The 26,021-nt window shown below is 60.1% G+C and carries 30 protein-coding genes and 1 tRNA gene; 21 read left to right on the forward strand and 10 right to left on the reverse strand.

The window, feature by feature from the left end; all coding sequences use genetic code 11:
* Window positions 1–309: 309 nt before the first annotated feature.
* From rplM to FHT82_RS12255, 4 genes are all read left to right on the forward strand, one after another.
* Complete coding sequence (gene rplM / locus FHT82_RS12240) at window positions 310–774, forward strand: 50S ribosomal protein L13 (RefSeq protein ID WP_183730392.1); 465 nt, start codon at window positions 310–312, stop codon at window positions 772–774.
* A gap of 3 nt (window positions 775–777) precedes the next feature.
* Window positions 778–1,251 carry a 30S ribosomal protein S9 gene (gene rpsI / locus FHT82_RS12245; RefSeq protein WP_183730395.1) on the forward strand — a complete coding sequence of 158 codons (474 nt, stop codon included), beginning with the start codon at window positions 778–780 and terminating at the stop codon, window positions 1,249–1,251.
* A 104-nt stretch (window positions 1,252–1,355) separates the two neighbouring features.
* Window positions 1,356–1,646 carry a type II toxin-antitoxin system RelE/ParE family toxin gene (locus FHT82_RS12250; protein WP_183730397.1) on the forward strand — a complete coding sequence of 97 codons (291 nt, stop codon included), beginning with the start codon at window positions 1,356–1,358 and terminating at the stop codon, window positions 1,644–1,646.
* A gap of 1 nt (window position 1,647) precedes the next feature.
* A complete protein-coding gene (locus tag FHT82_RS12255; protein WP_183730400.1) occupies window positions 1,648–1,944 on the forward strand; it encodes an addiction module antidote protein in 297 nt (98 codons plus the stop codon).
* A gap of 12 nt (window positions 1,945–1,956) precedes the next feature.
* Here FHT82_RS12255 and FHT82_RS12260 read toward each other — a convergent pair whose 3' ends face one another.
* Window positions 1,957–2,334: a VOC family protein gene (locus tag FHT82_RS12260; protein ID WP_183730403.1), complete on the reverse strand. Its 378-nt coding sequence runs from the start codon at window positions 2,332–2,334 to the stop codon at window positions 1,957–1,959.
* 144 nt (window positions 2,335–2,478) lie between these two features.
* Between FHT82_RS12260 and FHT82_RS12265 the strand changes: the two genes are divergently transcribed.
* The 7 genes from FHT82_RS12265 (at window position 2,479) to ubiA (ending at window position 9,217) form a co-directional block, all read left to right on the forward strand.
* The gene (locus FHT82_RS12265) at window positions 2,479–2,847 is read left to right on the forward strand and encodes an antibiotic biosynthesis monooxygenase (RefSeq protein WP_183730406.1); all 369 of its coding nucleotides are present in this window, start codon (window positions 2,479–2,481) and stop codon (window positions 2,845–2,847) included.
* A complete protein-coding gene (speB, locus tag FHT82_RS12270; RefSeq protein ID WP_183730410.1) occupies window positions 2,837–3,790 on the forward strand; it encodes an agmatinase in 954 nt (317 codons plus the stop codon). Before FHT82_RS12265 ends, speB begins: the two co-directional genes overlap by 11 nt.
* 80 nt (window positions 3,791–3,870) lie before the next feature.
* The gene (argC, locus tag FHT82_RS12275; RefSeq protein ID WP_183730413.1) at window positions 3,871–4,794 is read left to right on the forward strand and encodes an N-acetyl-gamma-glutamyl-phosphate reductase; all 924 of its coding nucleotides are present in this window, start codon (window positions 3,871–3,873) and stop codon (window positions 4,792–4,794) included.
* A gap of 124 nt (window positions 4,795–4,918) precedes the next feature.
* Window positions 4,919–5,602, forward strand: coding sequence for a hypothetical protein (locus FHT82_RS12280; RefSeq protein ID WP_246698117.1), 684 nt, complete (start codon window positions 4,919–4,921; stop codon window positions 5,600–5,602).
* 300 nt (window positions 5,603–5,902) lie between these two features.
* Window positions 5,903–7,723 carry an ABC transporter ATP-binding protein gene (locus tag FHT82_RS12285; protein ID WP_183730416.1) on the forward strand — a complete coding sequence of 607 codons (1,821 nt, stop codon included), beginning with the start codon at window positions 5,903–5,905 and terminating at the stop codon, window positions 7,721–7,723.
* A 101-nt stretch (window positions 7,724–7,824) separates the two neighbouring features.
* Entirely contained in the window at window positions 7,825–8,178 is a 354-nt protein-coding gene (locus FHT82_RS12290) for a VOC family protein (protein WP_183730419.1), read from the forward strand.
* Window positions 8,179–8,302: 124 nt separating this feature from the next.
* The gene (gene ubiA, locus FHT82_RS12295; protein WP_183730422.1) at window positions 8,303–9,217 is read left to right on the forward strand and encodes a 4-hydroxybenzoate octaprenyltransferase; all 915 of its coding nucleotides are present in this window, start codon (window positions 8,303–8,305) and stop codon (window positions 9,215–9,217) included.
* Window positions 9,218–9,532: 315 nt separating this feature from the next.
* Here the strand turns inward: ubiA and FHT82_RS12300 are convergent, their stop codons facing one another.
* Window positions 9,533–10,636, reverse strand: a complete 1,104-nt coding sequence (locus tag FHT82_RS12300; protein WP_183730425.1) for a COX15/CtaA family protein — start codon at window positions 10,634–10,636, stop codon at window positions 9,533–9,535.
* A 115-nt stretch (window positions 10,637–10,751) separates the two neighbouring features.
* Here FHT82_RS12300 and FHT82_RS12305 point away from each other — a divergent pair, with 115 nt between their 5' ends.
* Window positions 10,752–10,961, forward strand: coding sequence for a DUF2842 domain-containing protein (locus FHT82_RS12305; RefSeq protein ID WP_037096587.1), 210 nt, complete (start codon window positions 10,752–10,754; stop codon window positions 10,959–10,961).
* A 125-nt stretch (window positions 10,962–11,086) separates the two neighbouring features.
* The gene (locus FHT82_RS12310; protein ID WP_183730427.1) at window positions 11,087–12,322 is read left to right on the forward strand and encodes a GNAT family N-acetyltransferase; all 1,236 of its coding nucleotides are present in this window, start codon (window positions 11,087–11,089) and stop codon (window positions 12,320–12,322) included.
* Between the two features lie 3 nt (window positions 12,323–12,325).
* Here the strand turns inward: FHT82_RS12310 and FHT82_RS12315 are convergent, their stop codons facing one another.
* Complete coding sequence (locus FHT82_RS12315; RefSeq protein WP_183730430.1) at window positions 12,326–14,509, reverse strand: Wzz/FepE/Etk N-terminal domain-containing protein; 2,184 nt, start codon at window positions 14,507–14,509, stop codon at window positions 12,326–12,328.
* Window positions 14,510–14,696: 187 nt separating this feature from the next.
* Here FHT82_RS12315 and FHT82_RS12320 point away from each other — a divergent pair, with 187 nt between their 5' ends.
* Genes FHT82_RS12320 through FHT82_RS12340 form a run of 5 tightly spaced genes read left to right on the forward strand, consistent with a single transcriptional unit; the run spans window position 14,697 to window position 19,624 of the window.
* Window positions 14,697–15,272 carry a polysaccharide biosynthesis/export family protein gene (locus FHT82_RS12320; RefSeq protein WP_183730433.1) on the forward strand — a complete coding sequence of 192 codons (576 nt, stop codon included), beginning with the start codon at window positions 14,697–14,699 and terminating at the stop codon, window positions 15,270–15,272.
* 3 nt (window positions 15,273–15,275) lie between these two features.
* On the forward strand, window positions 15,276–16,445 hold the full coding sequence (locus FHT82_RS12325; protein ID WP_183730436.1) for a glycosyltransferase family 4 protein: 1,170 nt from the start codon (window positions 15,276–15,278) through the stop codon (window positions 16,443–16,445).
* Window positions 16,446–16,500: 55 nt separating this feature from the next.
* A complete protein-coding gene (locus tag FHT82_RS12330; protein ID WP_183730438.1) occupies window positions 16,501–18,063 on the forward strand; it encodes an undecaprenyl-phosphate glucose phosphotransferase in 1,563 nt (520 codons plus the stop codon).
* Complete coding sequence (locus FHT82_RS12335) at window positions 18,060–19,334, forward strand: O-antigen ligase family protein (RefSeq protein ID WP_183730441.1); 1,275 nt, start codon at window positions 18,060–18,062, stop codon at window positions 19,332–19,334. Before FHT82_RS12330 ends, FHT82_RS12335 begins: the two co-directional genes overlap by 4 nt.
* A complete protein-coding gene (locus FHT82_RS12340; RefSeq protein WP_183730444.1) occupies window positions 19,331–19,624 on the forward strand; it encodes a DNA-binding protein in 294 nt (97 codons plus the stop codon). Before FHT82_RS12335 ends, FHT82_RS12340 begins: the two co-directional genes overlap by 4 nt.
* Before the next feature lie 109 nt (window positions 19,625–19,733).
* On the opposite strand, the gene FHT82_RS12345 is transcribed toward FHT82_RS12340, so the two are convergent.
* Together FHT82_RS12345 and FHT82_RS12350 are read right to left on the reverse strand one after the other, a co-directional pair.
* Window positions 19,734–19,946 (reverse strand): hypothetical protein, encoded by a 213-nt coding sequence (locus FHT82_RS12345; RefSeq protein ID WP_183730446.1) that lies wholly within the window; start codon window positions 19,944–19,946, stop codon window positions 19,734–19,736.
* 427 nt (window positions 19,947–20,373) lie between these two features.
* Window positions 20,374–20,595, reverse strand: coding sequence for a hypothetical protein (locus FHT82_RS12350; RefSeq protein WP_183730448.1), 222 nt, complete (start codon window positions 20,593–20,595; stop codon window positions 20,374–20,376).
* Window positions 20,596–21,119: 524 nt separating this feature from the next.
* Between FHT82_RS12350 and FHT82_RS12355 the strand changes: the two genes are divergently transcribed.
* Window positions 21,120–21,196 (forward strand) — tRNA-Pro (locus tag FHT82_RS12355).
* Window positions 21,197–21,895: 699 nt separating this feature from the next.
* On the opposite strand, the gene FHT82_RS12360 is transcribed toward FHT82_RS12355, so the two are convergent.
* A complete protein-coding gene (locus FHT82_RS12360) occupies window positions 21,896–22,105 on the reverse strand; it encodes a hypothetical protein (protein ID WP_183730451.1) in 210 nt (69 codons plus the stop codon).
* 79 nt (window positions 22,106–22,184) lie between these two features.
* On the opposite strand from FHT82_RS12360, the gene FHT82_RS12365 reads away from it, so the two are divergent.
* Window positions 22,185–22,496, forward strand: a complete 312-nt coding sequence (locus tag FHT82_RS12365) for a hypothetical protein (RefSeq protein WP_183730454.1) — start codon at window positions 22,185–22,187, stop codon at window positions 22,494–22,496.
* A gap of 41 nt (window positions 22,497–22,537) precedes the next feature.
* Here the strand turns inward: FHT82_RS12365 and FHT82_RS12370 are convergent, their stop codons facing one another.
* Complete coding sequence (locus FHT82_RS12370; protein WP_183730457.1) at window positions 22,538–23,206, reverse strand: HAD family hydrolase; 669 nt, start codon at window positions 23,204–23,206, stop codon at window positions 22,538–22,540.
* A 267-nt stretch (window positions 23,207–23,473) separates the two neighbouring features.
* On the opposite strand from FHT82_RS12370, the gene FHT82_RS12375 reads away from it, so the two are divergent.
* Window positions 23,474–23,815 carry a response regulator gene (locus FHT82_RS12375; protein ID WP_183730460.1) on the forward strand — a complete coding sequence of 114 codons (342 nt, stop codon included), beginning with the start codon at window positions 23,474–23,476 and terminating at the stop codon, window positions 23,813–23,815.
* Between the two features lie 89 nt (window positions 23,816–23,904).
* Here FHT82_RS12375 and FHT82_RS12380 read toward each other — a convergent pair whose 3' ends face one another.
* The 3 genes from FHT82_RS12380 to FHT82_RS12390 form a co-directional block, all read right to left on the reverse strand.
* Window positions 23,905–24,447, reverse strand: coding sequence for a MerR family transcriptional regulator (locus FHT82_RS12380; RefSeq protein WP_183730462.1), 543 nt, complete (start codon window positions 24,445–24,447; stop codon window positions 23,905–23,907).
* A 148-nt stretch (window positions 24,448–24,595) separates the two neighbouring features.
* Window positions 24,596–24,934, reverse strand: coding sequence for an integration host factor subunit alpha (locus tag FHT82_RS12385; protein ID WP_007819963.1), 339 nt, complete (start codon window positions 24,932–24,934; stop codon window positions 24,596–24,598).
* 106 nt (window positions 24,935–25,040) lie between these two features.
* Window positions 25,041–26,012, reverse strand: coding sequence for a beta-ketoacyl-ACP synthase III (locus tag FHT82_RS12390; protein WP_183730464.1), 972 nt, complete (start codon window positions 26,010–26,012; stop codon window positions 25,041–25,043).
* Between the last annotated feature and the right edge of the window lie 9 nt (window positions 26,013–26,021).

Genomic DNA, 26,021 nt, shown 5'->3' on the forward strand with positions numbered 1-26,021 from the left:
GGGTGCGGCGATTTCGAGCCGAATACGGCATTGCAGGGCCTCCTAAAGGGCAAAACCTCCTGCTTTCAGGCGCATTAAAGTGAGGTATTCAAATACCTCACACTTAAGTCATTGTTTTCAAATATCTATTTTTCCGATCACCAGAAGCGCTCATATTGACCCGATAGGGGTTTGCCGCTATAAGCCGCGCCGGAAATGCAGCCTTTCGGGGCTGTTTTCTTTTTTGGTCTGTCTTTCGATCAGCCAAGCCAAGCAACAAGAAACGCCCCTTCGCCTTCGGGCATGGGGATCCAAGAGAGAGTGACAATTATGGTAACCTTCTCCCAGAAGCCTGCAGAGGTGGAGAAGAAGTGGGTCGTCATCGACGCCGAAGGGCTCGTCGTTGGCCGTCTCGCTTCCGTCATCGCTATGCGTCTGCGTGGCAAGCACAAGGCAACTTTCACGCCTCACGTTGACGACGGCGACAACGTTATCGTTATCAACGCTGACAAGGTCGTTTTCACCGGCAAGAAGTATTCCGACAAGGTTTACTACTGGCACACCGGCTATGCCGGCGGTATCAAGGAGCGTACGGCTCGTCAGATCATCGAAGGCCGCTTCCCGGAGCGCGTCCTCGAGAAGGCTGTTGAGCGGATGGTTCCCCGCGGCCCGCTCGGCCGTCGCCAGATGAAGAACCTGCGTGTTTACGCCGGCCCGAACCATCCCCATGAAGCCCAGCAGCCGTCCGTCCTCGACGTGGCCTCGCTGAACAAGAAGAACGTAAGGAGCGCCTGATAAATGGCTGACCTTTCCTCCCTGAAGGATCTCGGCACGTCGTCTGAAGTAGCAGCTGCTGCTCCGGCCCACGTCCGCAAGGTCGACTCGCTTGGCCGTTCCTACGCGACCGGCAAGCGCAAGAACGCCGTTGCCCGCGTTTGGGTCAAGCCGGGCTCCGGCAAGATCATCGTCAACGGCAAGGAATTCGCGGAATATTTCGCACGTCCGGTTCTGCAGATGATCCTGCGCCAGCCGATCGTCGCTGCTGCCCGCGACGGCCAGTTCGACATCATCGCCACGGTTGCCGGCGGCGGTCTCTCCGGACAGGCCGGTGCTGTTCGCCACGGTCTGTCCAAGGCCCTCACCTACTTCGAACCGGGCCTGCGCTCGGTCCTGAAGAAGGGCGGCTTCCTGACCCGCGACAGCCGCGTCGTCGAGCGTAAGAAGTACGGCAAGGCCAAGGCCCGCCGTTCGTTCCAGTTCTCGAAGCGCTGATCGCTTTCTGGATATGCTTTCATGGAAAGGCCGGGTTTTCGCCCGGCCTTTTCGTTTGTGCTGTAATCTTTTGACAAATTCCCACTGTGAATTATAATTCACACATGATCGAAGTTCGTCAGACCGCCTTATTCACCAAATGGCTTGGCGAGCTTCGGGACGGAAACGCCCGGATGCGCATTGTCACGCGGATTCGCCGTCTGGAATTGGGAAATCCCGGTGACGTGAAGCCAGTCGGTGAAGGCATCAGCGAAATGCGCATCACCTATGGCCCCGGCTATCGCATCTATTTTGTACGGACAGGCGATACGATCGTCATTCTTCTCTGCGGTGGAGACAAATCCTCGCAGAACCGCGACATCGCCCTGGCGAGGCAACTGGCAAAGGAGATTTGAGATGCCTTTCGAAACCACCCGCTTCGACATTCAAGATCACCTGAAAACGCCAGAAGAACGCATCCTTTATCTCGAGGCTGCATTCGAGGACGGCGACCCCTCCCTCGTCGCCCATGCGCTCGGCGATGTTGCCCGTGCGGTAGGGATGACCTCCGTCGCCAAGGGGGCCAGCGTCACTCGCGAAACGCTCTACAAATCACTCAGCGAAACGGGAGACCCCCGGCTTTCGACTTTCTTCGGCGTGATCAAGGCGCTCGGCTTGAAGATTTCCATCTCGTCCGATCAGGATGCAGCCTAGTAAAACGATGCCTCACTCCGGCTTGTTGAAGAAAGCCTCAAGCCGATAGCCGTCCGGATCGATGATGAAGGCGGCATAATAGAACTGGCCGTAATCCGGACGGATGCCCGGCGCACCGTTGTCCTCGCCGCCATTGGCCAATGCGGCAGCGTAGAAGGCGTTGACGGCTTCCTCACTCGTCGCAACGAAGCAGAAATGCAGTCCCGAGCCGCGATCCGCCGGCACCGGGCGCTCCACTTCGCTCACCCAGAAGGCAGGCCTCTCGGCGCCGTACCCCATCGTTCCCTCGAAATTCGACAGCCGCTCGTAACCGAGCGGCGCCAGTGCCGCATCATAGAACTGGCGTGACCTTTCGAGGCTTTTGACCCCGATTGAAACGTGATCGAACATTGCCTGTGGCTCCCTGGTGATTTGCTTGCAGCAGCTTCTTGGAAGCGATTTGCGAAGTCAACGCATGGGCAAGCCAAAGCCGCATCTGCTTGCAATCGACCTGCCGCTCGCCTACCCCATGCTGGAGAGACAAGGAATCTTGATATGTCGACCGACCAGCCCTCACCCTTCGCCACCACGCCCGAACCGCCCTATTACGTCGTTACCTTCTCCTCCCTCCGTACCGAGGGCGACAATGGCTACGGCGCCATGGCCGACCGGATGACGGACCTGGCGCTGCAGCAGCCGGGCTGTCTCGGGGCTGAAAGCGCGAGGGATGCCGATGGCTTCGGCATCACCAACTCCTACTGGGCGGATGAGGAAAGCCTGAAGGCGTGGAAGCAGGTGGCAAACCATCTTGCCGCCCAGCGCCTCGGCCGTGAGCGCTGGTACAAGCAATATAAGGTTCGCATTGCGCGGGTAGAGCGCGCTTACGAATTTATCGCAGAGGAAGGAGCCTCCCATGGTGAATAAGACCATCGACCATGCCTTCACGGCACAGAGCCTTACATCGGCCGCCTCCGACCCGACCTTTGCCGGCGCGCTTTCCTTCATGCGCCGCCGCTTCACCAAGGATCTGACAGGAGCCGATGCCGTCGTCTGGGGCATTCCCTTCGATGCGGCGACCTCCAACCGGCCAGGTACACGCTTCGGGCCGCAGGCGATCCGCCGGGCTTCGGCGATCTTCGACAATGATCCGCAATATCCGTTCCAGCGCGATCTCTTCGCCGAGATGGCCGTCATCGACTACGGCGACTGCCTGCTCGACTACGGCAATCATCAGGATACGCCTGCAGCCATAGAGCGGCAGGCGAGCGCCATTCTCGACAGCGGCGCCTTCCTGCTCACCCTCGGCGGCGATCACTATGTCACCTGGCCGCTGCTGAAGGCGCATGTCGATCGCCACGGCCCGCTGGCGCTCGTGCAATTCGACGCGCATCAGGACACGTGGTTGGACGACGAGCGCCGTATAGACCACGGCTCCTTCGTGGCCCGTGCGGTGCGCGCCGGCCTCATCGATCCTGACCGCTCGATCCAGATCGGCATCCGCACGCACGCGCCAGAGGATTTCGGCATCCATCTTCTCTACGGCCATCAGGTCGAGGATATGAGCGCGACCGAAATCGCTTCCGCAATCATCACGCATACGAAGGGCTCGCCCGTCTACCTGACCTTCGACATCGATTGCCTCGATCCGGCCTTTGCGCCCGGCACCGGCACGCCGGTTTCCGGCGGCCCGTCCAGCGCGAAGATCCTCTCCGTGCTGCAGCGCCTGAAGCAGCTCGATGTCAGAGGCGCAGACGTCGTCGAAGTCTCCCCGCCCTACGATCACGCCGATATCACCGCCATTGCGGGGGCGACAGTCGCGATGTATATGCTGGGTCTTCACGCCGAACGGCGCGCAACGGCAGGATGACTGCTGTTATCAAATTGATTCAACTTCATGGCAAACTGATTCCGGAAACAATCCGAACCCACTGAAAGTGCAGGATAATCATGGCAGCAAAGATCTTCATCGATGGCGAGGCTGGAACGACGGGTCTGCAGATCCGCGAGCGTCTGGCGGAGCGCCGCGATCTTGAGCTGCTGTCGATCCCGACCGAGAGCCGCAAGGACAAGGCGGTGCGTGCCGCATTGCTCAACGAGGCCGATATCGCCATCCTCTGCCTGCCTGACGATGCCGCCAAGGAAAGCGTCAGCCTGATCGAGAATGACCGTACAAAGGTAATCGACGCCTCGACGGCGCATCGCGTCGCCGAAGGCTGGGCGTATGGCTTTCCGGAAATGAGCAAGGAGCAGGCCGGCGTCATCGCCTCGGCCAAGCGGGTCGCCAATCCCGGCTGCTGGCCGCAAGGCCCGATCGCCATGCTGCGCCCGCTGATCGTGGCCGGCCTGGTACCGGCCGATTTCCCGGTCACGGTCAACGGCATTTCCGGTTATACCGGCGGCGGCCGCACCATGATCGAGGATTACGTCGCCAAGGGCGAGGATGCTCCGGAATACATGCCCTACGGCCTGAACTTCAAGCACAAGCATCTGCCGGAGCTGCAGCGCTACGCCAGGCTTGGACGCGTGCCCTTCTTCCAGCCGGTCGTCGGCAATTTCGCACAGGGCATGGTCGTGACCGTGCCGCTGCAGCTCTCGCATCTGCCCAAGGTGCCGAAGGGTGCTGACCTGCATGCCGCCATCGCCGACTATTATGCCGGCATCACGGGTTTCGTGGAGGTCGCCCCCTTGGAGGCGTCGGAACGCACGCCGGAGCTCAACCCGGAAATCTATAACAACACCAACCGCATGCGCCTGCACGTCTTTGCCAATGACGATATCGCGCAGGCGCTGCTCGTCGCCGTCTATGACAACCTCGGCAAGGGCGCTTCGGGTGCCGCCGTGCAGAACATGGATTTGATGCTGGGCGTATAACGCCCGGCAATGCCTATTATCAGGCGGTTGCGGCATTTGCGTTCGACGGTCTGCTTCGGTAGTAGCTGATACGATTGCCCGCCTGATATGAAAGCCTTACACTCTCCCATGTGAGGGGAGCTCAATGGCGTCGGTTCTGATCGGCATCGCCATCATTGGAGGCACGACCGCAACCGTGCTTGCGGCCTATTACATTATGCATCTGGTCATGGGCGGCGACCCGGGCGGACGTGACAGAGAGCTGGCCAGTTCAGTCATCACCCGCATTGCCAGCTTGCACGCACTCATCCTTGCCCTCGTTTTCGCGCAGGAAATGATCGAATACCAGGCTCTGCGGACGGAAAGCGCAGTGGAAAGCAATGCAGTCGGCGATGTCTTCTATGATGCCGAGCGCTATGGCCCGGAGGCGCAGGCACCGATCCAGAAGGCGCTGAAAGACTATGTCCGTATCGTCATCGAGGAGGAATGGACCGAACTCGGACGGACCGGCGAACTCTCATCGGCGGCCTGGGATCAATGGAACAACGCCTATCTCAGGATTCTCGAGTTGGCTCCCGTCAATGCCAAGCAGCAGAGCCTGCGCGGCCACATGCTCGATGAAATCCATACAATCTCGGAATCCCGCGACCGGCGGGAAAACAGCGGCACCGACTCCATCAGCCTGATCTTCTGGTTTGCGGCGGTTTCGGGCGTGATCTTCACCGCCATCGGCTATTACCCCTACGCGCCCGACGGCCGCAACCTGCTGCTCCTGTCTATCTTCGGCGTCTTTACCGGCATCATCCTTCTTCATCTACGCCTTCTCTAATCCTTACAGCCCACCCGCCACGCTGTTTCCAACAGCTTTCGAGCGATTGCAGGAAGAGATCGGCGGGCCTGATCCGTGAGCGGAAATGCTCCGCACACCTCGCCCAAACCTATCGCCGTCATGCGCCACAGCAAAAGACAGTCGCCTTTTGCGGCGTTTTGCGGTAAAAGCGGCACGCTGTCAGCAAGGCTGCGATGCTTGAAAGGCGCGCGGCCCCTGTTTCACGCCGATGGGAGGCCCTCATGAAAACGATCCTGAGCAACCAGAAAAACAAGATCAACACTCAGGATATCCGTCTTCATGTCCAGCTTGCTTTCACGCGCGAGGAAAAACCCGCGGCGTCCTAACCACAGCCTCTCCACCGCAACGCACATCCACAACAGGCGCCAGCTGCGCCTGCGCAAGTTCCTGTCCTACTTCCGGCCGCATCTTCCGCTGCTTATGGCCGATATTGCCTGCGCCGTCGTCGTCGCTGCCGCCGCAGTAGCATTGCCGCTCTGCGCCAACATCGTCATGGGCTATCTCATCGCGCTCAACGATACTTCTTCGGCCTATTGGCAGATTCTCGGCATGGGCGGCGTCATGCTGGCCATTGTGGCAATAGAGACAGCCGCCATCTTCTTTGTCGATTATCGCGGCCACATGATGGGTGCGCATATCGAGGCGAATATCCGCCAGGAACTGTTCGATCACTGCCAGAAGCTCTCCTTCGGCTTCTATGACCGGCACCGCACCGGCCAATTGATGAGCCGCATCGTCGGCGACTCCTTCTGGCTGGGCGAACTTTTCCATCACGGGCCTGAAGACCTGCTGATCGCCATTCTGAAGTATGGCGGGGCCATGACGGTCCTGTTCTTCATCGATCCGCAGCTTGCGTTTCTGATCCTCCTGCTGACGCCTTTTGCTGTGGCTTATGCGCTGCATTTCAACAGGCGCATGAATCGCGCCCTTGAGGCAAGCAAGCAGGAGATCGCTGCCGTCAACGAAAGGGTCGAGGATGCGCTCGCCGGCATCCGCGTCGTCCAGTCCTTCGCCAACGAGGATCTGGAGCGGAAACGTTTTGCCGCCCTGAACAGGCGCTTCCTCGAAAGCCGCTCCGATGGCTACCGCAGCGAAGCCTGGTTTTCCGCCGGCGCCGAAACCTTCGCCCAGATCATCACGCTTCTGGTCGTCATCCTCGGCGGATTGCGCATCCTTGCGGCGGAACTCACCATTGCCGATCTCCTGACCTTCCTGCTCTGCGTCGGCGTCCTCGTCGATCCGGTCAAGCGGATGGCCAATCTCGCCCGGCTCTGGCAGGAGGGTTATACGGGGTTCGTGCGGGCGATGGAGATCCTGGAGATCGATCCTGACGTCGTAGATCGTCCCTCGGCCCGCGCGTTGCATACACCGAAGGGTGAGATCCGGCTCTCGAACGTCGATTTCAGCTATGACGACGGGGCGGAGGTGCTCAGCAACCTTTCGCTGACCATCCGGCCTGGTGAATTCGTGGCGCTCGTCGGCCCGTCGGGTGTGGGGAAAAGCACGCTCTGCGCGCTGCTTCCCCGCTTCTATGATGTCACTGGCGGTTCGATCGAAATCGATGGCACCGATATCCGCGATGTGACACTTGCCTCGCTGCGCAGCCACCTCGGCGTCGTGCAGCAGGATGTCTATCTCTTCGCCGGCACCGTGGCGGACAATCTGCGCTACGGCAGACCGGACGCGACAGACGAAGAGGTGGAGGCCGCAGCCCGCGCCGCCCATGCGCATGAGTTCATCATGGCATTGCCGCAGGGCTATCAGACTGATATCGGCCAACGCGGCGTGAAACTCTCGGGCGGCCAGCGCCAGCGGCTGACGATCGCTCGCGCTTTCCTCAAGAACCCTGCCATCCTCATCTTCGATGAGGCGACGAGCGCGCTCGACAATGAAAGCGAGCGGGCCGTGCAGCAGGCCTTCCTGACGCTTGCAAAGGGGCGCACGACGCTCGTGATCGCTCATCGCCTTTCGACGATCCGCCACGCCGACCGTATTCTGGTGCTAACAGGCGACGGTATCGTCGAAGAAGGCAATCACGACAAGCTGATGGAGAGCGGCGGCATCTATGCCAATCTCTATGGGCTGCAGGCGAGCATCTGAGGTCCGATGAGCCGACATGCGGAACCGTTCGGCAGACAGGTCCTGAACTGTTCCGCAGATCGACCAAGTGCTATTTCTCTTCGACTGGAGGAAGGAACACCATGACAGTGCTGCGCATCGTACCGAATATCGCCGCCGCCTCCATCGAAGAGGTGCGCAACTTCTATTCCGAGCTGTTCGATCTCGACATCGTGATGGATCATGGCTGGATCGTCACTCTTGCATCCGACAAGCGAGCACTCACCCAGATCGGCATCGCGACGGAAGGCGGATCGGGAACCGCAGTGCCTGACGTTTCGATCGAGGTCGATGATGTGGACGAGGTCCATCAGCGTGCGGTGACAGGTGGACATCAGATCGTCTACGGGCCGGCCGACGAGCCCTGGGGCGTTCGTCGTTTCTATATTCGCGACCCCACCGGCAAGCTGCTGAATATCCTCTCTCACGCAGGCTAATCGGCTCCGTCAGACGCAGGGAGGATCATTGCAATGCTTGCGAAAGCCTCTATTCTGCGACAGCCGTGCGAGACACGAAATAACTGCTTTCATTGAGAATTTTCGAAGATAGCCAGATCATACCATGAATACATTAAACCGCCCGGACTTGAGCGATATTCATCAAGGTGACTGGGTGGACCGGCTGTTGCCGGGCACATGGCGACCTTACACGAGGCTCGCGAGGCTCGATCGTCCAGTCGGAATATGGCTGACGCTGTTTCCATGCTGGGCGGCGTTGTTTCAGGCGGCCCATGGGCTGCCCGATATCCGGCAGCTGGCCGTCTTCACGCTCGGTGCTCTGCTGATGCGAAGCGCCGGCTCCACGATCAACGATATCGCGGACCGGAAATTTGACGGCCATGTCGAGCGAACCCGTTTTCGGCCACTGGCGAGCGGGCAGATCGGAGTCAGTCAGGCGTTGACCTTTCTGGCCATCGAACTCGCCCTGGCGGCGTCTCTTCTGTTGTTTCTGACACCCTATACGCGGCTGGTCGCCTTATGCGTCTTGCCGCTTGTCTTCGTCTATCCGCTCTGCAAACGCTTCACCCATTGGCCACAGGCCGTGCTGGGCGCGGCGTTCAACTGGGGCATGCTCATGGCCTGGGCCGAAATTGCCGGTGATATTCCTGTCGGCGCCGTCCTCATGTGGGCGGGAGCCATCGCCTGGCAGATCGGCTACGATACCGTCTATGCCTATGTCGACGTGAAAGACGACAGAAGCCTCGGCCTGAAATCAACTGCCATCCTGTTCGGCCGGCATGGCAAGCCCATGATTGGCCTGTTTTATGCCGTGACGGTCGCCGCATGGTCGGCCGGAGGCTGGCTGTCGGGCATGTCCCTGCTCTATGGGTTTGGAATGCTCGTCATCGCCGCGCACCTTGCCTGGCAAACCCGGCGGATCGACCTTGCAAGGCCGGAAGTGAATTACCGCCTGTTCCTGGCAAATATCCTGACCGGGCTATTGCTGGCAGCCTCGGCCTTTATGGGAACCTGGTAAGCCCGTCGGCTCAATAAGAGCAGGGCCGATTATCGCTGGGACGGAAACCGCCGGCACAGGCCGGATTCAGGGATGTATCCTCGCCAAAGTCGTAGCTCCCCGTTGAGGTGCAGCTCGACGCGATTGCGGAAAGCGTGATCAGAGCGCCCGCCAGTACGAATGTGCGCAATCTGTTCATGTGAACATCCCCCCTCATAGGATCGCCCATGCGTCAAGCCGACAATCTAGCATGTCACGGCAAATCCATGCGAGGAGCATCGCATTGATCCCATTCACTCTTCCGCGAGCCAGGGGATAGGACGTCTCTATCCCTGCTCAGTCGCGCTCGGCGATAACAGTTGCGCGGGGATATTCGCCGTAGTAGCCGCGCCAGTTGGCGACGGCGAAACCGAATACCACCAACGCACCTGCCTGATGCAGCAGGCCCCAGTGCAGCGGCACCTCAAGCAGCAGCGTGGTGATGCCGATTGCTGCCTGGATCGTGATGAGCGCGAAGAGCAGCACGGCCCGGCGCGCATGGGTGCTCCAAGATGCGGCTCGCAGTGCAATCACCATGTTGATGAACGCGACCGCAAAGAGCGTGTAGGCACCGAGACGATGGATGAACTGCACCGTCTTCGGGTTCTCGAAGAGGTTGATCCAGAAAGGCTGCTGGATGAAGAGATCGCCGGGCACGACGGCGCCGTCCATCAGCGGCCAGGTATTATAGGTGAAGCCGGCATCGAGGCCGGCGACCAGTGCGCCGAGATAGATCTGGAAAAGCGAGAAGATGGCGATGGCCGCTGCCCAACGGTGGGAATTTCTGGTCGGCGCCGGATCGTCCGAATGCGGCGAGAGCCCGCGCATGATCCACATGCAGGAAGCGAAGATCAGACAGGCCATGACGAGATGGGTGGCAAGCCGGTACTGGCTGACATCCGTGCGCGCAGACAGGCCGGAGGAGACCATCCACCAGCCGATGAAACCCTGCAGGCCACCGAGCGCCAGGATGCCGGCAAGCGGCCAGCGCAGGCGCCTCTCGATCCGGCCGGTCGCCCAGAAGAAGACCAGCGGCAGCGCGAAGATGACGCCGATGCCGCGCGCGATCAGCCGATGCGCCCATTCCCACCAGAAGATGCTCTTGAACTCATCGACCGTCATGTCGCTGTTCAGCTGCTGGAATTCGGGGATGCGCTGATAGAGCTTGAACTCCTCTTCCCACTCGGCGGCATTCAGCGGCGGAACAACACCATGGATCGGCTTCCATTCGGTGATGGACAGGCCGGAATTGGTCAGCCGCGTGGCGCCGCCCACGAGCACCAGACAGAAGAGCGCCAGAAGCACGAAGCCCAACCAGATGCGCACGGCGCGGCGGTTATTGTCCTGCCTGCGCACTTCGGTGCGGATCGCCTGCTCCGGGCTCAGGTTTGCGACGGCCATGATCTCTCCTTTTATCCGGCAGTTGATTTGCCCCAGCGGCTGATGCAAAACAAGCCCCGAACCTTTGCGGCATGCCGTCGCGCCGGTTCAATCCCATCCGTTCGAAAGTTATACGATGCCCGTCCGCCTTCGCAAATTCATCGGCACGATCCTGATCATCATCCTCGTGCTTTTCTATGCGATTGTGGCGAATACGATCGCGGTCGCCACACTCGGCAATGCGCCGTGGTGGGGACATCTGCTTTACTTCGCGCTCACCGGACTGCTCTGGGTGCTGCCGGCGATGGTCATCATCAAGTGGATGGCCGGCCCGAGACAGCAGTAGGGGCCGATTAACGGCGGAATAACCCTGTCAGTGGAAAACTGCAGCCAGGCGCAGCGGTTAAACCAAATATACGTCTCGGCACTCTACCTTCCTCTGCAACACATCTCTTGACCGGAGAAAGACCCGTGCAGACGCAGAGGCTCGATGTCCTTGAACAAAAGCTTGACGCTGCAGCGCAAGCCGAAACCGGCATTTCCCGGCTGCGACAACTCAGCGTGAAACTCGCCATGGGCGAACTCGATATCCAGCTTTTCGACAGGATGGAGCCCCTTGAAGAGGAATGGCGCGCGCTGGAGCGCGACAACCTTTCCTCGCTGCACCAGAGCTACGATTGGTGCGCGGCCTGGGTGGCAGCCTTCCACCGTCCGCTCGCCATCCTGCGCGGCAGGAGTGGCAACCACACCGCCTTCATCCTGCCGGTGGAAATCGTCGCCGCGCGCGGCGTGCGGATCGCCAAATTCATCGGCGCCGACCACAGCAACATCAATACCGGCCTGTTTTCGCAAGCCTTTGCCGAAGATGGCGATACGGTGAACAGCCATCGCCTTGCCGCCCGCCTTCGCGCCGCACTCGCCGGCAAGGCCGATCTGCTTCTTTTGCAGAATATTCCGCTGGAATGGCGCAGCCGTCGCAACATGCTTGCCGGCCTGCCCATGGTGCAGAACCAGAACCACGCCTATCAGCTGCCGTTCCTCGATACGTTCGAGAAGACGCTGCAGCAGCTGAACGTCAAGAGCAGGCGCAAGAAGTTCCGCACGCAGAGCCGGCGGCTGGAGGCGGTCGGCGGCTTCGACTATATCGCGCCGGAAGCGTCTGCGGAGCAGCACGAACTGCTCGACATGTTCTTCCGCCTGAAAAGCGCCCGCTTCGCCTCGCTCGGCCTGCCCGATGTCTTTGCGGATTCGGAGACCAAGGCCTTCCTGCACGGCCTGATCGACAAACGGATCGGCGACAATTTCGGCCTGCAGATGCGCGCCCTGCGCCTAAAGGGCGAGTATGAGGGACGCATCGCCGCGCTGTCGGGGATTTCCCGCAAGGGCGACCACGTCATCTGCCAGTTCGGCGCGATCGACGAGGATCTGGTTGCGGATGCAAGCCCCGGCGAATTCCTCTTCTGGCAGATGATATCGGGCCTGCACGGCAAGGGAGTGGCACTCTTCGATTTCGGCCTCGGCGACCAGACCTACAAGCGCTCCTGGGCGCCGGTCGAAACGGACCACTACGATGTGGTTCTGCCGATCTCCGGCATCGGCATCGCAGCCGGCACGGCGCACCGGGCGATCACCCGCGGCAAGGCCTTCATCAAGGCCCGCCCCGGTCTCTATAAATTTGCCCAGAACATCCGGGCCAAGATTGGCTGAAGATCAGGCAGCATGGCGTGCGGGGCTGCGCATCGCGGCCTCTTCGCCACCCGACATCAGTACCACACGCTCGTAGCCGGCACCTTGGAAATCCTGCATCAGGCCGACGAAGGCAGCTTCTTCGATCTCAGGCAGAGACAGGATGATCTCGATCTCCTTGCTGCGCGTCAGTCTTGACACGCCGGCGACATCGGCCGCGCCGCATTCCACGATGACGATATCGTAGGCCGATGACAGAGCATCGAGCAGCAGCGACAGCCGATCGGCGCCTCGCATGGCGCGACGTACATCACTCACACCCTGCGGGATCAGATGCGCATCGGAAAACCGGTCGCCGTGGATCGTCTCGCCGAAGGCAGCCTCGCCGCAGAGAAGATCGGTAACGCCCGGTGCCTCGGGGTTTTCGGCCATGAACTCGGTCGGATAGCCGGAGCCGGTCATGTCGATCAGGATCACCCGGCGTCCGTCATCGGCCAGCAGGCGTGCCAAGGCAACTGTTGCGGCAGAACCATTATCACCGGTTGGGGATATGGAAACGGCGAGCGGTGCACGGCAGTCGGCGAGATAGCTTGCGACGGAAGAGACGGAGAACTCGTTCTCGTCGGCAGGCGCTTCCTCGACCGGCTCGGCTTGCGGCTCCTCGTCGTCGACCGCTGCCGTCAGCATGCTGGGCTTGGCAAGCCTTGCTGCGGAAACGGGAGCCGTTCCCGCAGCAAGGGGTGCTGCTCCGCCCTGCTCTTCGTCCTCGACGCTGTCTTCGATGGTGCGGGATTCGACATCCAGAGGCTCGACCGGGCGAAGCGCGCGGCCACTGAAGAGTTCGGAGAGCATGATGACGATCGCACTCATGATGAGGGTTGCGACCGCAGCAACGATGACGATCGGCACGACTTTCGGGAAATAAGGATCGACCTGCTCGATCGCTTTCGAAACGATACGGGCGTCCGCCGGGCTGGAATTCCGGTCGGCACGCGAAGCGGCTTCGCGGTAGCGGACGAGGTAGGTTTCGAGAAGCTGGCGCTGGGCGTTCGCCTCCCGCTCCAGTGCGTTAAGACCCACTGCGTCCTCGCCCGCCCTGGCGCTGTTGGCCTGCAGCCTATCGGACTGCTGCTCCAGTTCCTTGGCGCGCAGATCGGCAACCTTCGTCTCGTTTTCGATGCTGGCAAGGATCTTCTGCGTTTCCTGGCGGATCTGCGTGCGGATATCGGCAAGTTGGGCACGCAGGCTCTTCAGCCGCGGATGATTGTTGAGCAGGCTCGTCTGCAGGTCTGATATCTGCGACTGCAGCCCGGATTCCGTCGCCTTCAGCCGCTGGATCGACTGCGACGACATGATATCCCCAAGCGTGTCGGAGGCTTCGCCCGATGACAGCGCATTGCGCACGGCTTGTGCCCTCGCCTCGGCATTCGCCTTGTCGGTGCGCACGCGGGTCAGTTCGACGGAGATGTCGTTGAGCTGCTGCGCAGTGAAGGTCGTCGTGCCATTGGTCTGCAACAGGCCGTGGGTCGTGCGGTAATCGGCGACCTTTTTCTCGGCCTCGCTCACCTTCTGGCGCAGGCTGTCGATCTCCGGTTCGAGCCAGCGCGTCGCTTCCGAGTTGGAGGCGAGCTTGGCGCCGCTCTGGATCGCCAGGTAGACCTGCGCCATGGCGTTCGGAATGCTCGCGGCGAGCTTCGGATCCTTCGAGGTGAAGGTAATGCCGATGACGCGCGAGCCCGGCACCTGATAGACCTGCAGGCGCTGGGTGAAGGCGTCGATGACACGCTCTTCCGGCGGATTTTCCAGCGGGTTCTTCTTCAGGTGCAGCGCCACGAGGATATCGGTGAGCGCGGAGCCGTTCGCGGCAGCATCGAATTCCGGCAGATTGTAGAGCTTCAGATTGTTGATGACCTGCTTGATAAGGTCGGCCGATTGCAGAAGCTGCACCTGGCTGGCGATATTCAGCTCGTCGAGCAGCGGTCCGGCATTGGCGTCACTCGTCTGCGTATTGGCAAAGGCCGGAGCGCGCGGTTCGATGAGGACGCGTGTCTCGCTGCGATATTGCGGCGAAACCATCTTGGCGCCGGCAAAAGCGACGGCCGCACCCAATGCGGTGATCGTCAATATTCTCAGACGACGTGCCCAGACCGCGCGCACAAGCTGGCCGAGGTCGATGTCCACATCCTGATCACTCGCTACGCGGGACATACTCATTACTCCAATACGAACTGCCCCAAGCGTAAACGACCATGGTAACTCAACGGTTAATGGCAACTCCCTCGCAAATACGATGCTCCTGATAAAGGATTTGAGGAAATCGGCGGTTTTTTTACCGGGCATTAACCCTAATAGATCGATAACGGCCCGACCGAATTATCTTCCTGTGAGCAAGCGGATGCCCTTCGTCCAGCCCAAGATCCTGATGGCTATGAGCCTTGTCGCCATGATGGCTGCACTGGCGGGCTGCACTACCTATCGGCCGGCGCCGAAGGCCTTCAACCAGGCGACGATCCAGCCCTATTCGCTCGACAGCGGCGACCGCCTGCGCATCACCGTCTTCGATCAGGCAACGCTGACCAATACCTATACGGTGGATCAGGCCGGCTATATCGCATTCCCCCTTATCGGCCAGGTCCCTGCTCGCGGCCGCACCCTGCAGCAACTCTCGGGCCAGATCGCCCAGAAGCTGCAGCAGGGTTATCTTCGCGATCCTGATGTCACCATCGATGTCGACCGGTATCGTTCCGTCTTCATCATGGGCGAAGTCGGCCAGCCCGGCCAATATGCCTATGTACCCGGCATGACGGTGCAGAACGCCATCGCAGTTGCCGGCGGCTTCACCAGCCGTGCCAACCAGAGCATGGTCGACGTCACGCGCAAGATCAACGGACAGGTGCTGACGGGCCGCGTCAATATTTCCGGCCCGATCATCGCCGGCGACACGATCTATGTCCGCGAACGGCTTTTCTAGCCGATGATAGAGCAGAGGCCCCTCCGCATTCTTCACTGCTTCCGCTCGCCGGTTGGTGGAATTTTCCGTCATGTCCGCGATCTCGTGGAGGAACACAGCCGGGCGGGCCATGATATCGGCATCATCTGCGACAGTTCGACTGGCGGCGAATATGAGGACAGTCTCTTCGACGATATCCGCCCCTATCTTTCGCTCGGTCTGATGCGCATTCCGATACGGCGCTCCATCAGCCCGTCGGATGCAGCGGTTCTCTGGAATACATTCAAGGAAATCAGGAGCTTGCGGCCGGATGTGCTGCATGGGCATGGCGCCAAGGGCGGCGTGCTCGCGCGGCTTGCCGGCTCAGCCCTGCGGGTCAACAGGTATCGCGTAGCCCGCCTCTATACTGCGCATGGCGGAAGCCTGCATTACTCCCGCGCCTCCATGCTCGGCCAGTTCGTGCTGCGCATGGAGCGGCTGCAGGAATATTTTACCGATGCGCTGGTCTTCATCTGCGAGTACGAGCGACAAACCTATGCGACCAAGGTGGGCCGGCCCCGGGTCATGAACCGGCTGATCTATAACGGCATCGGCGCACGGGATTTTTCCGATATTCCGACCCGCTCCGACGCCGTACATTTCATCTATGTCGGCATGCTGCGCGATCTCAAAGGCCCGGATCTTTTCATCGACGCCTTCGCCAAGACCGAGCGCCTGCTCGGCCGGCCGCTTTCGGCGCTGATGATCGGCGACGGGCCGGAACGCGACCGTTATCGCGAGATGATGGTCGAGCGCGGCCTCGGCAAGCGCATCGGCATGCTGCCGGCCATGCGCGTGAGGGAGGCGTTCTCCATGGCGCAGAATCTCGTCGTTCCCTCCCGCGCCGAAGCCATGCCTTACATCGTTCTGGAAGGGCTCGGCGCCGGCAAGACGGTCATCGCCTCGCGTGTCGGCGGCATTCCCGAGGTGCTTGGAACAGACAGTCCCGCACTGGTGACACCGGGGGACTCCGACGACTTGGCGCGGGTGATGGCTGAAGCACTGACAGTGCCCGGCTGGCACGACAAGGTCATGCCTTCTCCCGACGCGGTCAAGTCGGTCTTTTCCGCCCCAGTCATGGCCCGCGAAGTGCTGAAACTCTACGGCGAGCTCGTCAATCCCGCTACGGCACAGGCAATCCCGGCCGCCTCGTAAAAGTTTCTTAGGGGCTTTCTGTTATCCCGCTCACATCAACGAGCGATGAAGCCCCATGAACAAGCTGGAAAAGAGCGGACAGTTCGACGTGGAAGCCCTGCGCAAGCAGGTCTCTGATACAGAGACGCGCGGCGACGCCTCTACGCATGCCGCCGGCGAGACGCCTCCCATCAATCCCTATGCCCGTCGGATTGCCGAGCAATTCCGTGACGGGACCTACTCGCCTGTCATCATTATCGGCCAGTTGCGGCTGCTGGAATTCCTGACGCAGTTCGTCATCGGCCTTGTCATCTTCTATTTCGCACCCGGCGATGGCAGCGACAGTATCGCGATGCGGGCTGTCATGGCGGCTGTCGTTTCAGCATTGATCGTGGTGGCGCTTCAACTTGCCGATGCCTATTCCATTCCGGCTCTTAGAGCCCGCGTGCGGTATCTGCCGCGTGCGTTCGCAGCATTCGCCATCGTCTTCGTGCTGACAACAGGCAGCTTCTCGCTCTTGCGCGGTCTCAGCGCAGCGACTGCGGAATCCTACGGTATCTGGTTTATTGCCGGTGCGCTCTTCCTGGTTATCGAGCGCTTCCTCGTGGCGCAGGGCGTGCGCAGTTGGGCGCGCAACGGCATCATGGAGCGCCGCGCCGTCATCGTCGGTGGCGGCGAACCGGCCAAGGAACTGATCCGCATGCTGGAGCAGCAGGCGGATAACGACATCCGTATCTGCGGCATCTTCGACGACCGCGGCGAGAAGCGCTCGCCGATCATGGTCGCAGGCTATCCGAAGCTCGGCACGGTGAGCGAACTCGTGGAATTCGTGCGGATGACACGCATCGACATGCTGATCATCGCGCTGCCGCTGTCTGCCGAAGCACGCATCTTCGAACTTCTGAAGAAGCTCTGGGTGCTGCCGGTCGATATCCGCCTTGCCGCACACGCCAATCGCCTGCGTTTCCGGCCTCGCGCCTATTCGCACGTGGGCGCGGTGCCGATGCTCGACATTTTCAAGAAGCCGATCCGCGACTGGGATTCCGTTGCCAAGCGCGCTTTCGATATCTTCTTCGCCATCATCGCGCTCTGCCTGCTCTGGCCTGTCATGCTGGCGACAGCGATCGCCGTGAAGGCGACTTCGGAAGGGCCGGTCTTCTTCATGCAGAAGCGCCATGGCTTCAACAACGAGATCATCAACGTCTTCAAGTTCCGCTCCATGTACGCCAGCATGGGCGATCCGACGGCAAGGGCTGCCGTCACCAAGGGCGATCCCCGTGTCACCCCTGTCGGCCGCTTCATCCGCAAGTCCTCGATCGATGAGCTGCCGCAGCTCTTCAACGTGCTGAAGGGCGAACTTTCGCTGGTCGGCCCGCGTCCGCACGCCGTGCTCGCGCAGGCGCGCGAACGCGCTTTCGCCGATATCGTCGACGGTTATTTCGCCCGCCACCGCGTCAAGCCCGGTGTCACCGGCTGGGCGCAGATCAACGGCTGGCGCGGCGAAGTGGACAATGAAGAGAAGATCAAGTTCCGCACGGCCTACGATCTCTATTATATCGAGAACTGGTCGCTCTGGTTCGATCTCAAGATCCTGTTCCTGACGCCGATCCGGCTGCTCAACACGGAAAACGCCTATTGAGCGCGATCGACGCCTCCCATGTGCGCGTGGCCCAGCCGCAACGGCTGACGCTGCGCCTCATCGGCTCGGCGGCGGTCGCTTTCGGGGTCTTTCTTTCCGGCTTCGTCATCGACGAGCCGGCGCCTTATGAACTGTGGATGGCAGGGCTGATCGGCCTCTGGTTCATCCTCGGCCTGAAGATATCCCGCACCACCGCACCGCTGCTGGCGCTGCTTCTGACCTTCAATATCGGCGGCATGCTGTCGCTCACCCAGATGCGGGACCTGGCGACCGGCCCGATGTATATTGCCGTCTCCACCTTCCTGGCACTGACATCCATCTTCTACGCCGCGATCATCGAGGACAGCCACAAGCGGCTGCCGCTGATCTTCAATGCCTGGAGCTTTGCGGCTGTTATCACGTCCCTGCTCGGCATCCTCGGCTATTTCCACGCCTTTCCGGGCTTGGAAGTCTTCACGCTTTACGACCGCGCCAAGGGCGCCTTCCAGGACCCGAATGTCTTCGGCCCTTTCCTCGTGCCGCCGGGGCTTTACCTCGTCCACGGCATTCTCGCCGGAAATCTCAAGACGTTACCGATCAAAGCGGGAGCGCTGCTCATCCTGGCGCTCGGCATCTTCCTCTCCTTCTCGCGTGCAGCCTGGGGCCTTTTCGCCTTTGTCGTGATCGTGCTGATTTTCGTGATGCTGCTGAAAGAACGCAGTGGCGCCTTCCGGCTGCGTGTGCTGATCCTGTCGCTCGGCGCGATCATCCTGATGGTGGCCTCGCTGCTGGTCGCGCTGCAGGTTCCCAAGGTCAGCGAGCTTTTCTCCGCCCGCGCCCAGCTCGTGCAGCAATATGACGGTGAACACCTCGGCCGTTTCGATCGCCATCGCATCGGCTTCCAGATGATGATGGAACGGCCGCTCGGCATAGGACCGCTGGTCTTCGGCACCATGTTTCCGGAAGACGAACACAATATCTGGTTGAAATCGCTGACCACCTATGGCTGGCTGGGCTTCGTCAGCTATGTCGGCATGTTGTGCTGGACGCTGTATCTCGGCTTCCGCAACATATTGCTCGACCGGCCGTGGCAGCCTTTTCTCATGGTCGCGTGGATTTCCGTTCTCGGCCATGCGGCGATCGGCAACGTGATCGATATCGACCACTGGCGGCACGTCTACCTGTTGTTCGGCATCGTCTGGGGTTGTGCTGCGCTGGAAGTTCGCCACAAGCGCTCGAGCCGCTCACAGACACTTGAGAAGTTCGGCAAAAGCGCTAAATTTCCGGCATGATTACAGGGACACAGATACGCGGCGCACGCGCCATGATCGGCATGAGCATCGAGGATCTCGCAGCTCATGCAGGACACTCCGTCGAAACAGTCCAGGCGCTGGAAAACGGCGAATGGGTGGGTGAGACGCGCGCCGCGATCGACGTGCGCAACACGCTGGAAGCCCACGGCATCATCTTCATCGCCAGCGGCAACCAGGATGAAGGCGGCCCTGGCATACGCCTGCGCGCCCGCAGCTCCAACGATGACGGCATCAGGCCGGAAAACCTCAACGCTGCCAACGACGATTGACGGAACCAGGCGCCGTCTCAGACGTCATATCTTCCACGAAGCGCGCAAACCCGAAGGCATCGAGATGAGCATCGGCAAGAACAGTGTCTCGATCGAGCAGACCTGAGCTTTAGAGATAGGTCTTGGCCAGAATGGTCAGCTTGCCGCTGTCCTTCACGCCCTGCCTGTAAAGCTGGATGAGGGCTGCACCGATCCGGTCGGCTTCCGGCGTGCGGGGAGTGATGCCGCTGTCATCGCAAACCTGGCTCAAAACCCGCGACAGCAGGTCGATATCTTCCGAGAAGAGCGGTAAATCCTGGGGGTGAACTGACGATTTCAACATCGCGCCACATTTCCCTTAGAGGGCACAACGCATCGTCATGTTGCGCAGCCGACGCCCTCCCTGTCAGCCTCTTTCTCATTATGCGCGTAGCCCGAAATTTTAGCAACCGCGCAATTAAATCGTCGGGAACAATCTCGTGCCTCGTGCGTTATGGTCCGTTTGGAATGCATATGGAATGAGGAGCCGTGAACGAAAACGCTTCCGTTTGCCCGTGAGTGTCAAATCTCCAAGCAGCGGCTTCATTGTCGCAATCGCCTGGGAAGCCTTCGAATACCTCAAACGCTGACTGGCCAAGCGGCCGCGAGTATCACATAGCGCTCCAGCACTGCCTCTATGTGGTGGACCGGCTGAAAAGCGCAGCACAGACCTCCCTTCGTGGAGGCTGCCGGAACCGCTGAACTATTGGTGTAAGAATTGAAGATTCGGCTCAGAATTTCAGCCGGCCGCTCGCTGCATAGAGCTGCAACTGGTTAAAGCCTTCGACGATCGCCTTGGCGCCGACCTCGGCCACATATTCTTCGGCAAGCTCCGCAAGCGCAAGGGCAACATCCCCTTCCGGCCAGCCGGCTTTCACGGCCTCCTCGGAGAGGGCCTTAAACGCAGCGGCAAGGGTCTGCCGGCAATCCTGCCTGTTACTGTCGATCGTCATACGCCCGAAACTACGCTTTCCTACGATTTCCCTTGCTTACACGTTCAGCAACAAAATTGCGAATAAATTTCAGTTTCAGACGTCAAAAATTGGAAATGTCGCAGACGCTTGGCTTCAGCCAAAGGTAGACTTCACTGAATATATAATAAATCTCCTTCATTAAGCAGGAATATCGAGTCAAAATATTAAGGAAATATTTTACCGGAAATTTATCAGCTTAGAAACTGCAACCGGAAATCTACATTATTTCGGCAAGATGCCGTCTCCAGCTTAACGCCACATTGCTCACCAGCGAAAGAATTTCCATGCCGCCTCGGCGTATGCAAGGACTTTTGACGCTTTGCGCAGACTTTTTTCGGCAGTCATCAGCCGGTTTTGAGGATTCCAGGCAGCACCGGAGAGGCAGAGTAAAAGCTGCCCGGCAGACATTCCATTGAACAAGTTCCGTTTTATGATCGCGGCGGCATTTTTCCCTTGCGTCCAAAAACCGAAAAGTCTAACAGGAGCAAGCCGTTTCGGCAGGTCGGGGCGTAGCGCAGCCCGGTAGCGCACTTGACTGGGGGTCAAGGGGTCGCTGGTTCGAGTCCAGTCGCCCCGACCATTTAATCCCTTGAAATCTCAGTCTAAAACAGCCGGTTGACTTCGCGGCCAACCGGACGGCGGAGCGTAGCGCGCGATCAGTCCCGGAAATTCCCAGACATCGCCTCCTGCGTCTGACCACGATCCTGTGGCGTGAAGCCGATCGCTCTTCATCCTTGCTCCGCCGAATGACACGTCGCTCTCCGGCGTGAGGGCGCGACGAGCCAGCGAATGCCTCAGTGAATGGTGTGGGGTAAGCCGTCCCAGGAGGACGTCAGGTCTTCGAGCAGGACGAGGAGTTTTTCGAATTCGGCAAGCACGGAACGGAATTCCTCGTTGTCCAACAAGGCGATCTGCGGAAGTCTTGGTCGAAAGGGATGCGATCAATCGTTCGATCCACGTGCGTCGGTCCGCAGGCACGTGTCCGAGAATATCGTCCCGGTATTCCTGGAGATAGCTGTGGATGCGCGCCACGATTACACGGCGGTCGGTCGCCCCAAGCGTGGCAAGATTGCTTCGAGCCGTCTGCAGTTCCGCGATGATCGATATCTGCATCTCTCTCCCCTTGGTTCGTCACCACTCCTACGCGGCCGAATACCACGATCACGGAGCTTTCGACATGGACCAAGGTCTTACGACATCGAGGGGCGTGGTTTGGTTGCCATTCTTACACTGCCGAGGGTCGACCGGAAGATCCCGGTCGAAGAGCAAAACGAGGTGCTTAGCGCGATTCATCGGTCCATATGCGGCGCTGGCCGCGATAGATATATTGTCCGGAGCCCTGGCGCGTATTGTCGCGATAATAGTCACGGCGGTTGCGGTTGCGGTCGTCGCCGGCGCAGCGCTCCGGAAAACGGCGGCAATCCTCGCGGTTTTGGCGGTCGACGCGCGGATTCGTCGGATCGACAGCCATTGCATTACTGGCAAGCATTGCTAAAGCTAAGGTAAGAACGACCCTGATCATTTCACTCTCTTCAATCTGCCGCAGACCATTGCCTGGAGTTTACCACATGCTGCCAAGCCGCTCACTTCTCATCGGCGTGATCGTAACGCTGGCCTCCTCGCATATCGCATTGGCAGAAAACGTCCAGTTCCGGAACGCCAAGGAAAATGAAATCCGACAGCTTCTGAACGGCGCCAGCGACCTGCGGAAGGCCTCGAACGGCTATGAATACCGCCAAGGCAATAAGAACGGCTACAAGATTTCAGACGGTCAGATCTGCGTTCTTTTTCCCAACAAGCAGACCGACTGCGTCTCGATCAAGACGGATGGCAAGGTGCTGCAGATGATCGACAACAAGGGCAATCGCGTCAAGCTCTGAGCCCGGCGTGGGCACAAATTCTGAAACCCTTCGCCCGCCACTCATAGTGCGGACAATGTGAGCCTGCCGTCCGCCGTCATGCGCGGCTGCCAAGAGGCATAGTTGTAAATCGTGAAGTGCGGCGTCTCGAAGGGCGTCGCATGGGTTTCGGCGATGACGGTGACATCTGCGCCGGCGGCCTCGCCGGCGAGAATGCCGGCAACCGCGTCCTCGAAGACCAGGCAGCGGGCGGGATCGACGCCGAGACGGCTTGCGCCAAGCAGATAACATTCCGGGCTCGGCTTGCCTGCCGATACTTCTTCACCACTGACGATCATTTTCGGCATGGGAATGCCCGCTGCCGCCATACGGCGACGGGCGAGTTCGATGGGCGCGGAGGTGACGATGCCCCAGCGATCGGCGGGCAGCGCATTCAGGAAGCGGATGGAACCCGGAATCTCGATGATACCTTCGAAATCCTCCATCTCCTCCTTCAGAAGGAGCTTGGCTTCGGCGACCGGATCGACGCCGGGAAGACCGAGCTGCCTGATAGCATCGGATGCACGAACGCCGTGGATGGTCTTGAGCAGGACTTCCGGCTCGAAGCCGTGGCGGACAGCCCAATCGCTCCAGACGCGCTCGACGACGGCGATGGAGTTCAGCACCGTGCCGTCCATATCGAAGAGGAAGGCATCGTAGGTCTTGTCGAGAACGCGATGGGAAGCGGACACAGGAGGTTCCTTGCGAAGCGGAGGCGTCAAGCCTCCGCGACTAACCGAGCGCGGGAGCTGCGTCAACCTCGGCTCGCATGGTTGACCTTGGGATGAGGATGCTCTTGATGTCGGCCAGTGCGCCGCGTCGGCGGGCAACCATGAAGCATGGCTGGCGTTCTCTCCGATGGCTGGCTCCGCAGCCTTGACGAGCAGCCGGCTTAGGACACATAAGCCGTGACACCCAGCAAAGGGCCAGGCACGAGCTGCGCAAGGGCGGACGGGACCATGAAAGACATACTCATCGTCGAAGACGATGCGCTGATCGCCATGCTGCTTGAGGAGATGCTTGGGGATCTCGGCTATCGCGTGACCGCCAGTGTTGCGGATCTGGAGCAGGCGCTCGATGCGGCCCAGAACAAGGAATTCGACGCAGCTATCCTTGATGTATCGCTGGCTGGAAAGAGTTCGCTGCCGGTCGCGAAACTGCTTGAGACACTCGGCAAGCCCTATGTCTTTGCGACGGGATATGGCAGCGCGCCCGAAGGCAGCAGTTCAAGCTTGCCTGTCCTCAGAAAACCGTTCCAGCTCTCCGATCTCGAAAAAGCGCTCAAGGGCATGCAGACCTGAAGCGAATCGCGATCTTTCTGATTCGCCGGTAACGCCTCAGGTTCCTGCCTCACGCGTGTCGTCACGGCAAAACCGCTGCGCGACGTGCTTTAGCGCACCTGATCGAGCAGGCGCTTGCATTCCAGGAGATCGTAAAGCGCTTCCTGGAGAAGCGCGCGGTCCTCCTTGCCGACACTCGACTTGCCGACCGAGATTTCCGGCTGATCGTCCTCGCCGCTGACGAAATTGAAGAAGCGGCGCGTAATCGGCGGCTTGGCGCGGCCGACGATCTGGTCCTCTTCCGCCATAGCAACGCGCGGTTCACCTGCGACAATATCGCCCACGTTGGCCGAGAGTGCCTCGACGCTTGCAAGATCGCCGTGACCAACCGCGACGACAAACTTGTTGCCGTTGGTCTTCAAGAGCTTCTGCACGCCCTTGATCGTATAACCATGATCATAGAGCAGATGGCGGATGCCTTTCAGGAGATCGACATCCTCCGGCCGGTAATAACGCCGGCCACCGCCACGCTTCATCGGCTTTATCTGCGGAAAACGGGTTTCCCAAAAGCGCAGCACATGCTGCGGCAGGTCAAGATCATCAGCAACTTCGCTGATGGTGCGAAAGGCATCCGGGCTCTTGTCCAACGTCATACTGCTACGCGACCTCGCGGATCCATCCAAAACGGCGACTCATCATATTTCAACGGTTTGGAGCCGCGAATTCAAGTCACGTCTTCGCGTTGCGCACAGCCGGAGGAGCGACGCGGCAAAAGTTTCCGTTCAGCGGGAAAAAAGATGATCAGGCAGCCGGGTTTTGCGGCTTGGTTTTGCCCTTCCGGGCAACATGGGACTTGAGAATGCGCGTCTTGAGCACATTCGAGGCCTTGAAGGTCATGACGCGACGGGGTGAAATCGGAACTTCCTCGCCGGTCTTCGGGTTGCGGCCGATGCGCTCGTTCTTGTCGCGCACCTGGAAGGTTGCGAAAGAGGAGAGCTTGACGGTCTCGCCGCGTACGATGGCGTTGCAAATCTCGTCGATGACCGTTTCGACGAGCTCAGCAGATTCCGTCCGGGAGAGACCGACCTTCCGAAAAACGGATTCCGCCAGGTCTGCTCGCGTAACTGTCTTTCCGGTCATGGTTTCCCCGCCCAATAGAAAATATTTTGTGAAAGTGGACGAAGATTATTTGTCTTGTGCCTCACGGTCAAGCTCTTGTTCGCCGCCAGTTTTTTAGGATTCGTGCCTACCAGCGCAGCAAAGCCGCGCCCCAGGTGAAGCCGCCGCCCATCGCTTCCAGCATCACGAGATCGCCCTTCTTGATGCGTCCGTCGCCGGCAGCCGTCGCAAGAGCCAGCGGAATGGAGGCAGCAGACGTATTGCCATGCAGATCGACTGTTATGACGACCTTTTCCGGGGCAATGTTCAGCTTCTTGGCCGAACCATCGATGATGCGGCGATTGGCCTGGTGAGGGACCAGCCAGTCGAGATCCTCTGATGTCGTACCGGTCGAATCGAAAGCGGCCTGGATGACGTCGGTAATCATGCCCACGGCATATTTGAAGACCTCGCGGCCTTCCATGCGCAGCTTGCCGACCGTACCGGTCGAGGACGGACCACCGTCGACATAGAGCTTGTCCTTGTGCGAACCATCGGAGCGCAGATGCGCGGTCAGCACGCCGCGGTCTGCCGCCGTTCCCTCGCCCTCGGCTGCTTCCAGCACGATCGCGCCGGCGCCGTCACCGAAAAGCACGCAGGTGGTGCGGTCATTCCAGTCGAGGATGCGGGAGAAGGTCTCAGCGCCGATGACGAGCACGCGCTTGGCAAGACCGCCACGGATATAGGCGTCAGCCGTCGTGACCGCATAGACGAACCCCGTGCAGACGGCCTGGACGTCGAAGGCAAAGCCATGCGCCATGCCGAGACGGTTCTGGATATTGACCGCCGTCGCCGGGAAGGTGTTGTCAGGCGTCGAGGTCGCGCAGATGATCACGTCGATATCGTCAGGCGTCAGGCCGCCATTTGCGAGCGCCGCACGTGCTGCCGCCTCGCCGAGCGATGCCGTGGTTTCGTCATCACCGGCAATGTAGCGCTGGCGGATGCCGGTCCGCTGGACGATCCACTCGTCCGACGTGTCGACGATACCTTCCATTTCCCGGTTGGTCATTACGCGTTTCGGCAGTGCAGCCCCGAAGCCGCGAACCACAGATCGGATCATATTGCTTGA

Source organism: Rhizobium sp. BK275 (assembly GCF_014193555.1).
Lineage (GTDB): Bacteria > Pseudomonadota > Alphaproteobacteria > Rhizobiales > Rhizobiaceae > Rhizobium.

What these genes read in the sequence shown, in the direction of transcription:
- rplM (WP_183730392.1), top strand. Translation starts at nt 310, where the DNA reads ATGGTAACCTTCTCCCAGAAGCCTGCAGAGGTGGAGAAGAAGTGGGTC.
- rpsI (WP_183730395.1), top strand. Translation starts at nt 778, where the DNA reads ATGGCTGACCTTTCCTCCCTGAAGGATCTCGGCACGTCGTCTGAAGTA.
- FHT82_RS12250 (WP_183730397.1), top strand. Translation starts at nt 1,356, where the DNA reads ATGATCGAAGTTCGTCAGACCGCCTTATTCACCAAATGGCTTGGCGAG.
- FHT82_RS12255 (WP_183730400.1), top strand. Translation starts at nt 1,648, where the DNA reads ATGCCTTTCGAAACCACCCGCTTCGACATTCAAGATCACCTGAAAACG.
- FHT82_RS12260 (WP_183730403.1), bottom strand. Translation starts at nt 2,334, where the DNA reads ATGTTCGATCACGTTTCAATCGGGGTCAAAAGCCTCGAAAGGTCACGC.
- FHT82_RS12265 (WP_183730406.1), top strand. Translation starts at nt 2,479, where the DNA reads ATGTCGACCGACCAGCCCTCACCCTTCGCCACCACGCCCGAACCGCCC.
- speB (WP_183730410.1), top strand. Translation starts at nt 2,837, where the DNA reads ATGGTGAATAAGACCATCGACCATGCCTTCACGGCACAGAGCCTTACA.
- argC (WP_183730413.1), top strand. Translation starts at nt 3,871, where the DNA reads ATGGCAGCAAAGATCTTCATCGATGGCGAGGCTGGAACGACGGGTCTG.
- FHT82_RS12280 (WP_246698117.1), top strand. Translation starts at nt 4,919, where the DNA reads ATGGCGTCGGTTCTGATCGGCATCGCCATCATTGGAGGCACGACCGCA.
- FHT82_RS12285 (WP_183730416.1), top strand. Translation starts at nt 5,903, where the DNA reads ATGTCCAGCTTGCTTTCACGCGCGAGGAAAAACCCGCGGCGTCCTAAC.
- FHT82_RS12290 (WP_183730419.1), top strand. Translation starts at nt 7,825, where the DNA reads ATGACAGTGCTGCGCATCGTACCGAATATCGCCGCCGCCTCCATCGAA.
- ubiA (WP_183730422.1), top strand. Translation starts at nt 8,303, where the DNA reads ATGAATACATTAAACCGCCCGGACTTGAGCGATATTCATCAAGGTGAC.
- FHT82_RS12300 (WP_183730425.1), bottom strand. Translation starts at nt 10,636, where the DNA reads ATGGCCGTCGCAAACCTGAGCCCGGAGCAGGCGATCCGCACCGAAGTG.
- FHT82_RS12305 (WP_037096587.1), top strand. Translation starts at nt 10,752, where the DNA reads ATGCCCGTCCGCCTTCGCAAATTCATCGGCACGATCCTGATCATCATC.
- FHT82_RS12315 (WP_183730430.1), bottom strand. Translation starts at nt 14,509, where the DNA reads ATGTCCCGCGTAGCGAGTGATCAGGATGTGGACATCGACCTCGGCCAG.
- FHT82_RS12320 (WP_183730433.1), top strand. Translation starts at nt 14,697, where the DNA reads ATGCCCTTCGTCCAGCCCAAGATCCTGATGGCTATGAGCCTTGTCGCC.
- FHT82_RS12325 (WP_183730436.1), top strand. Translation starts at nt 15,276, where the DNA reads ATGATAGAGCAGAGGCCCCTCCGCATTCTTCACTGCTTCCGCTCGCCG.
- FHT82_RS12330 (WP_183730438.1), top strand. Translation starts at nt 16,501, where the DNA reads ATGAACAAGCTGGAAAAGAGCGGACAGTTCGACGTGGAAGCCCTGCGC.
- FHT82_RS12340 (WP_183730444.1), top strand. Translation starts at nt 19,331, where the DNA reads ATGATTACAGGGACACAGATACGCGGCGCACGCGCCATGATCGGCATG.
- FHT82_RS12345 (WP_183730446.1), bottom strand. Translation starts at nt 19,946, where the DNA reads ATGTTGAAATCGTCAGTTCACCCCCAGGATTTACCGCTCTTCTCGGAA.
- FHT82_RS12350 (WP_183730448.1), bottom strand. Translation starts at nt 20,595, where the DNA reads ATGACGATCGACAGTAACAGGCAGGATTGCCGGCAGACCCTTGCCGCT.
- FHT82_RS12360 (WP_183730451.1), bottom strand. Translation starts at nt 22,105, where the DNA reads ATGCTTGCCAGTAATGCAATGGCTGTCGATCCGACGAATCCGCGCGTC.
- FHT82_RS12365 (WP_183730454.1), top strand. Translation starts at nt 22,185, where the DNA reads ATGCTGCCAAGCCGCTCACTTCTCATCGGCGTGATCGTAACGCTGGCC.
- FHT82_RS12375 (WP_183730460.1), top strand. Translation starts at nt 23,474, where the DNA reads ATGAAAGACATACTCATCGTCGAAGACGATGCGCTGATCGCCATGCTG.
- FHT82_RS12380 (WP_183730462.1), bottom strand. Translation starts at nt 24,447, where the DNA reads ATGACGTTGGACAAGAGCCCGGATGCCTTTCGCACCATCAGCGAAGTT.
- FHT82_RS12385 (WP_007819963.1), bottom strand. Translation starts at nt 24,934, where the DNA reads ATGACCGGAAAGACAGTTACGCGAGCAGACCTGGCGGAATCCGTTTTT.
- FHT82_RS12390 (WP_183730464.1), bottom strand. Translation starts at nt 26,012, where the DNA reads ATGATCCGATCTGTGGTTCGCGGCTTCGGGGCTGCACTGCCGAAACGC.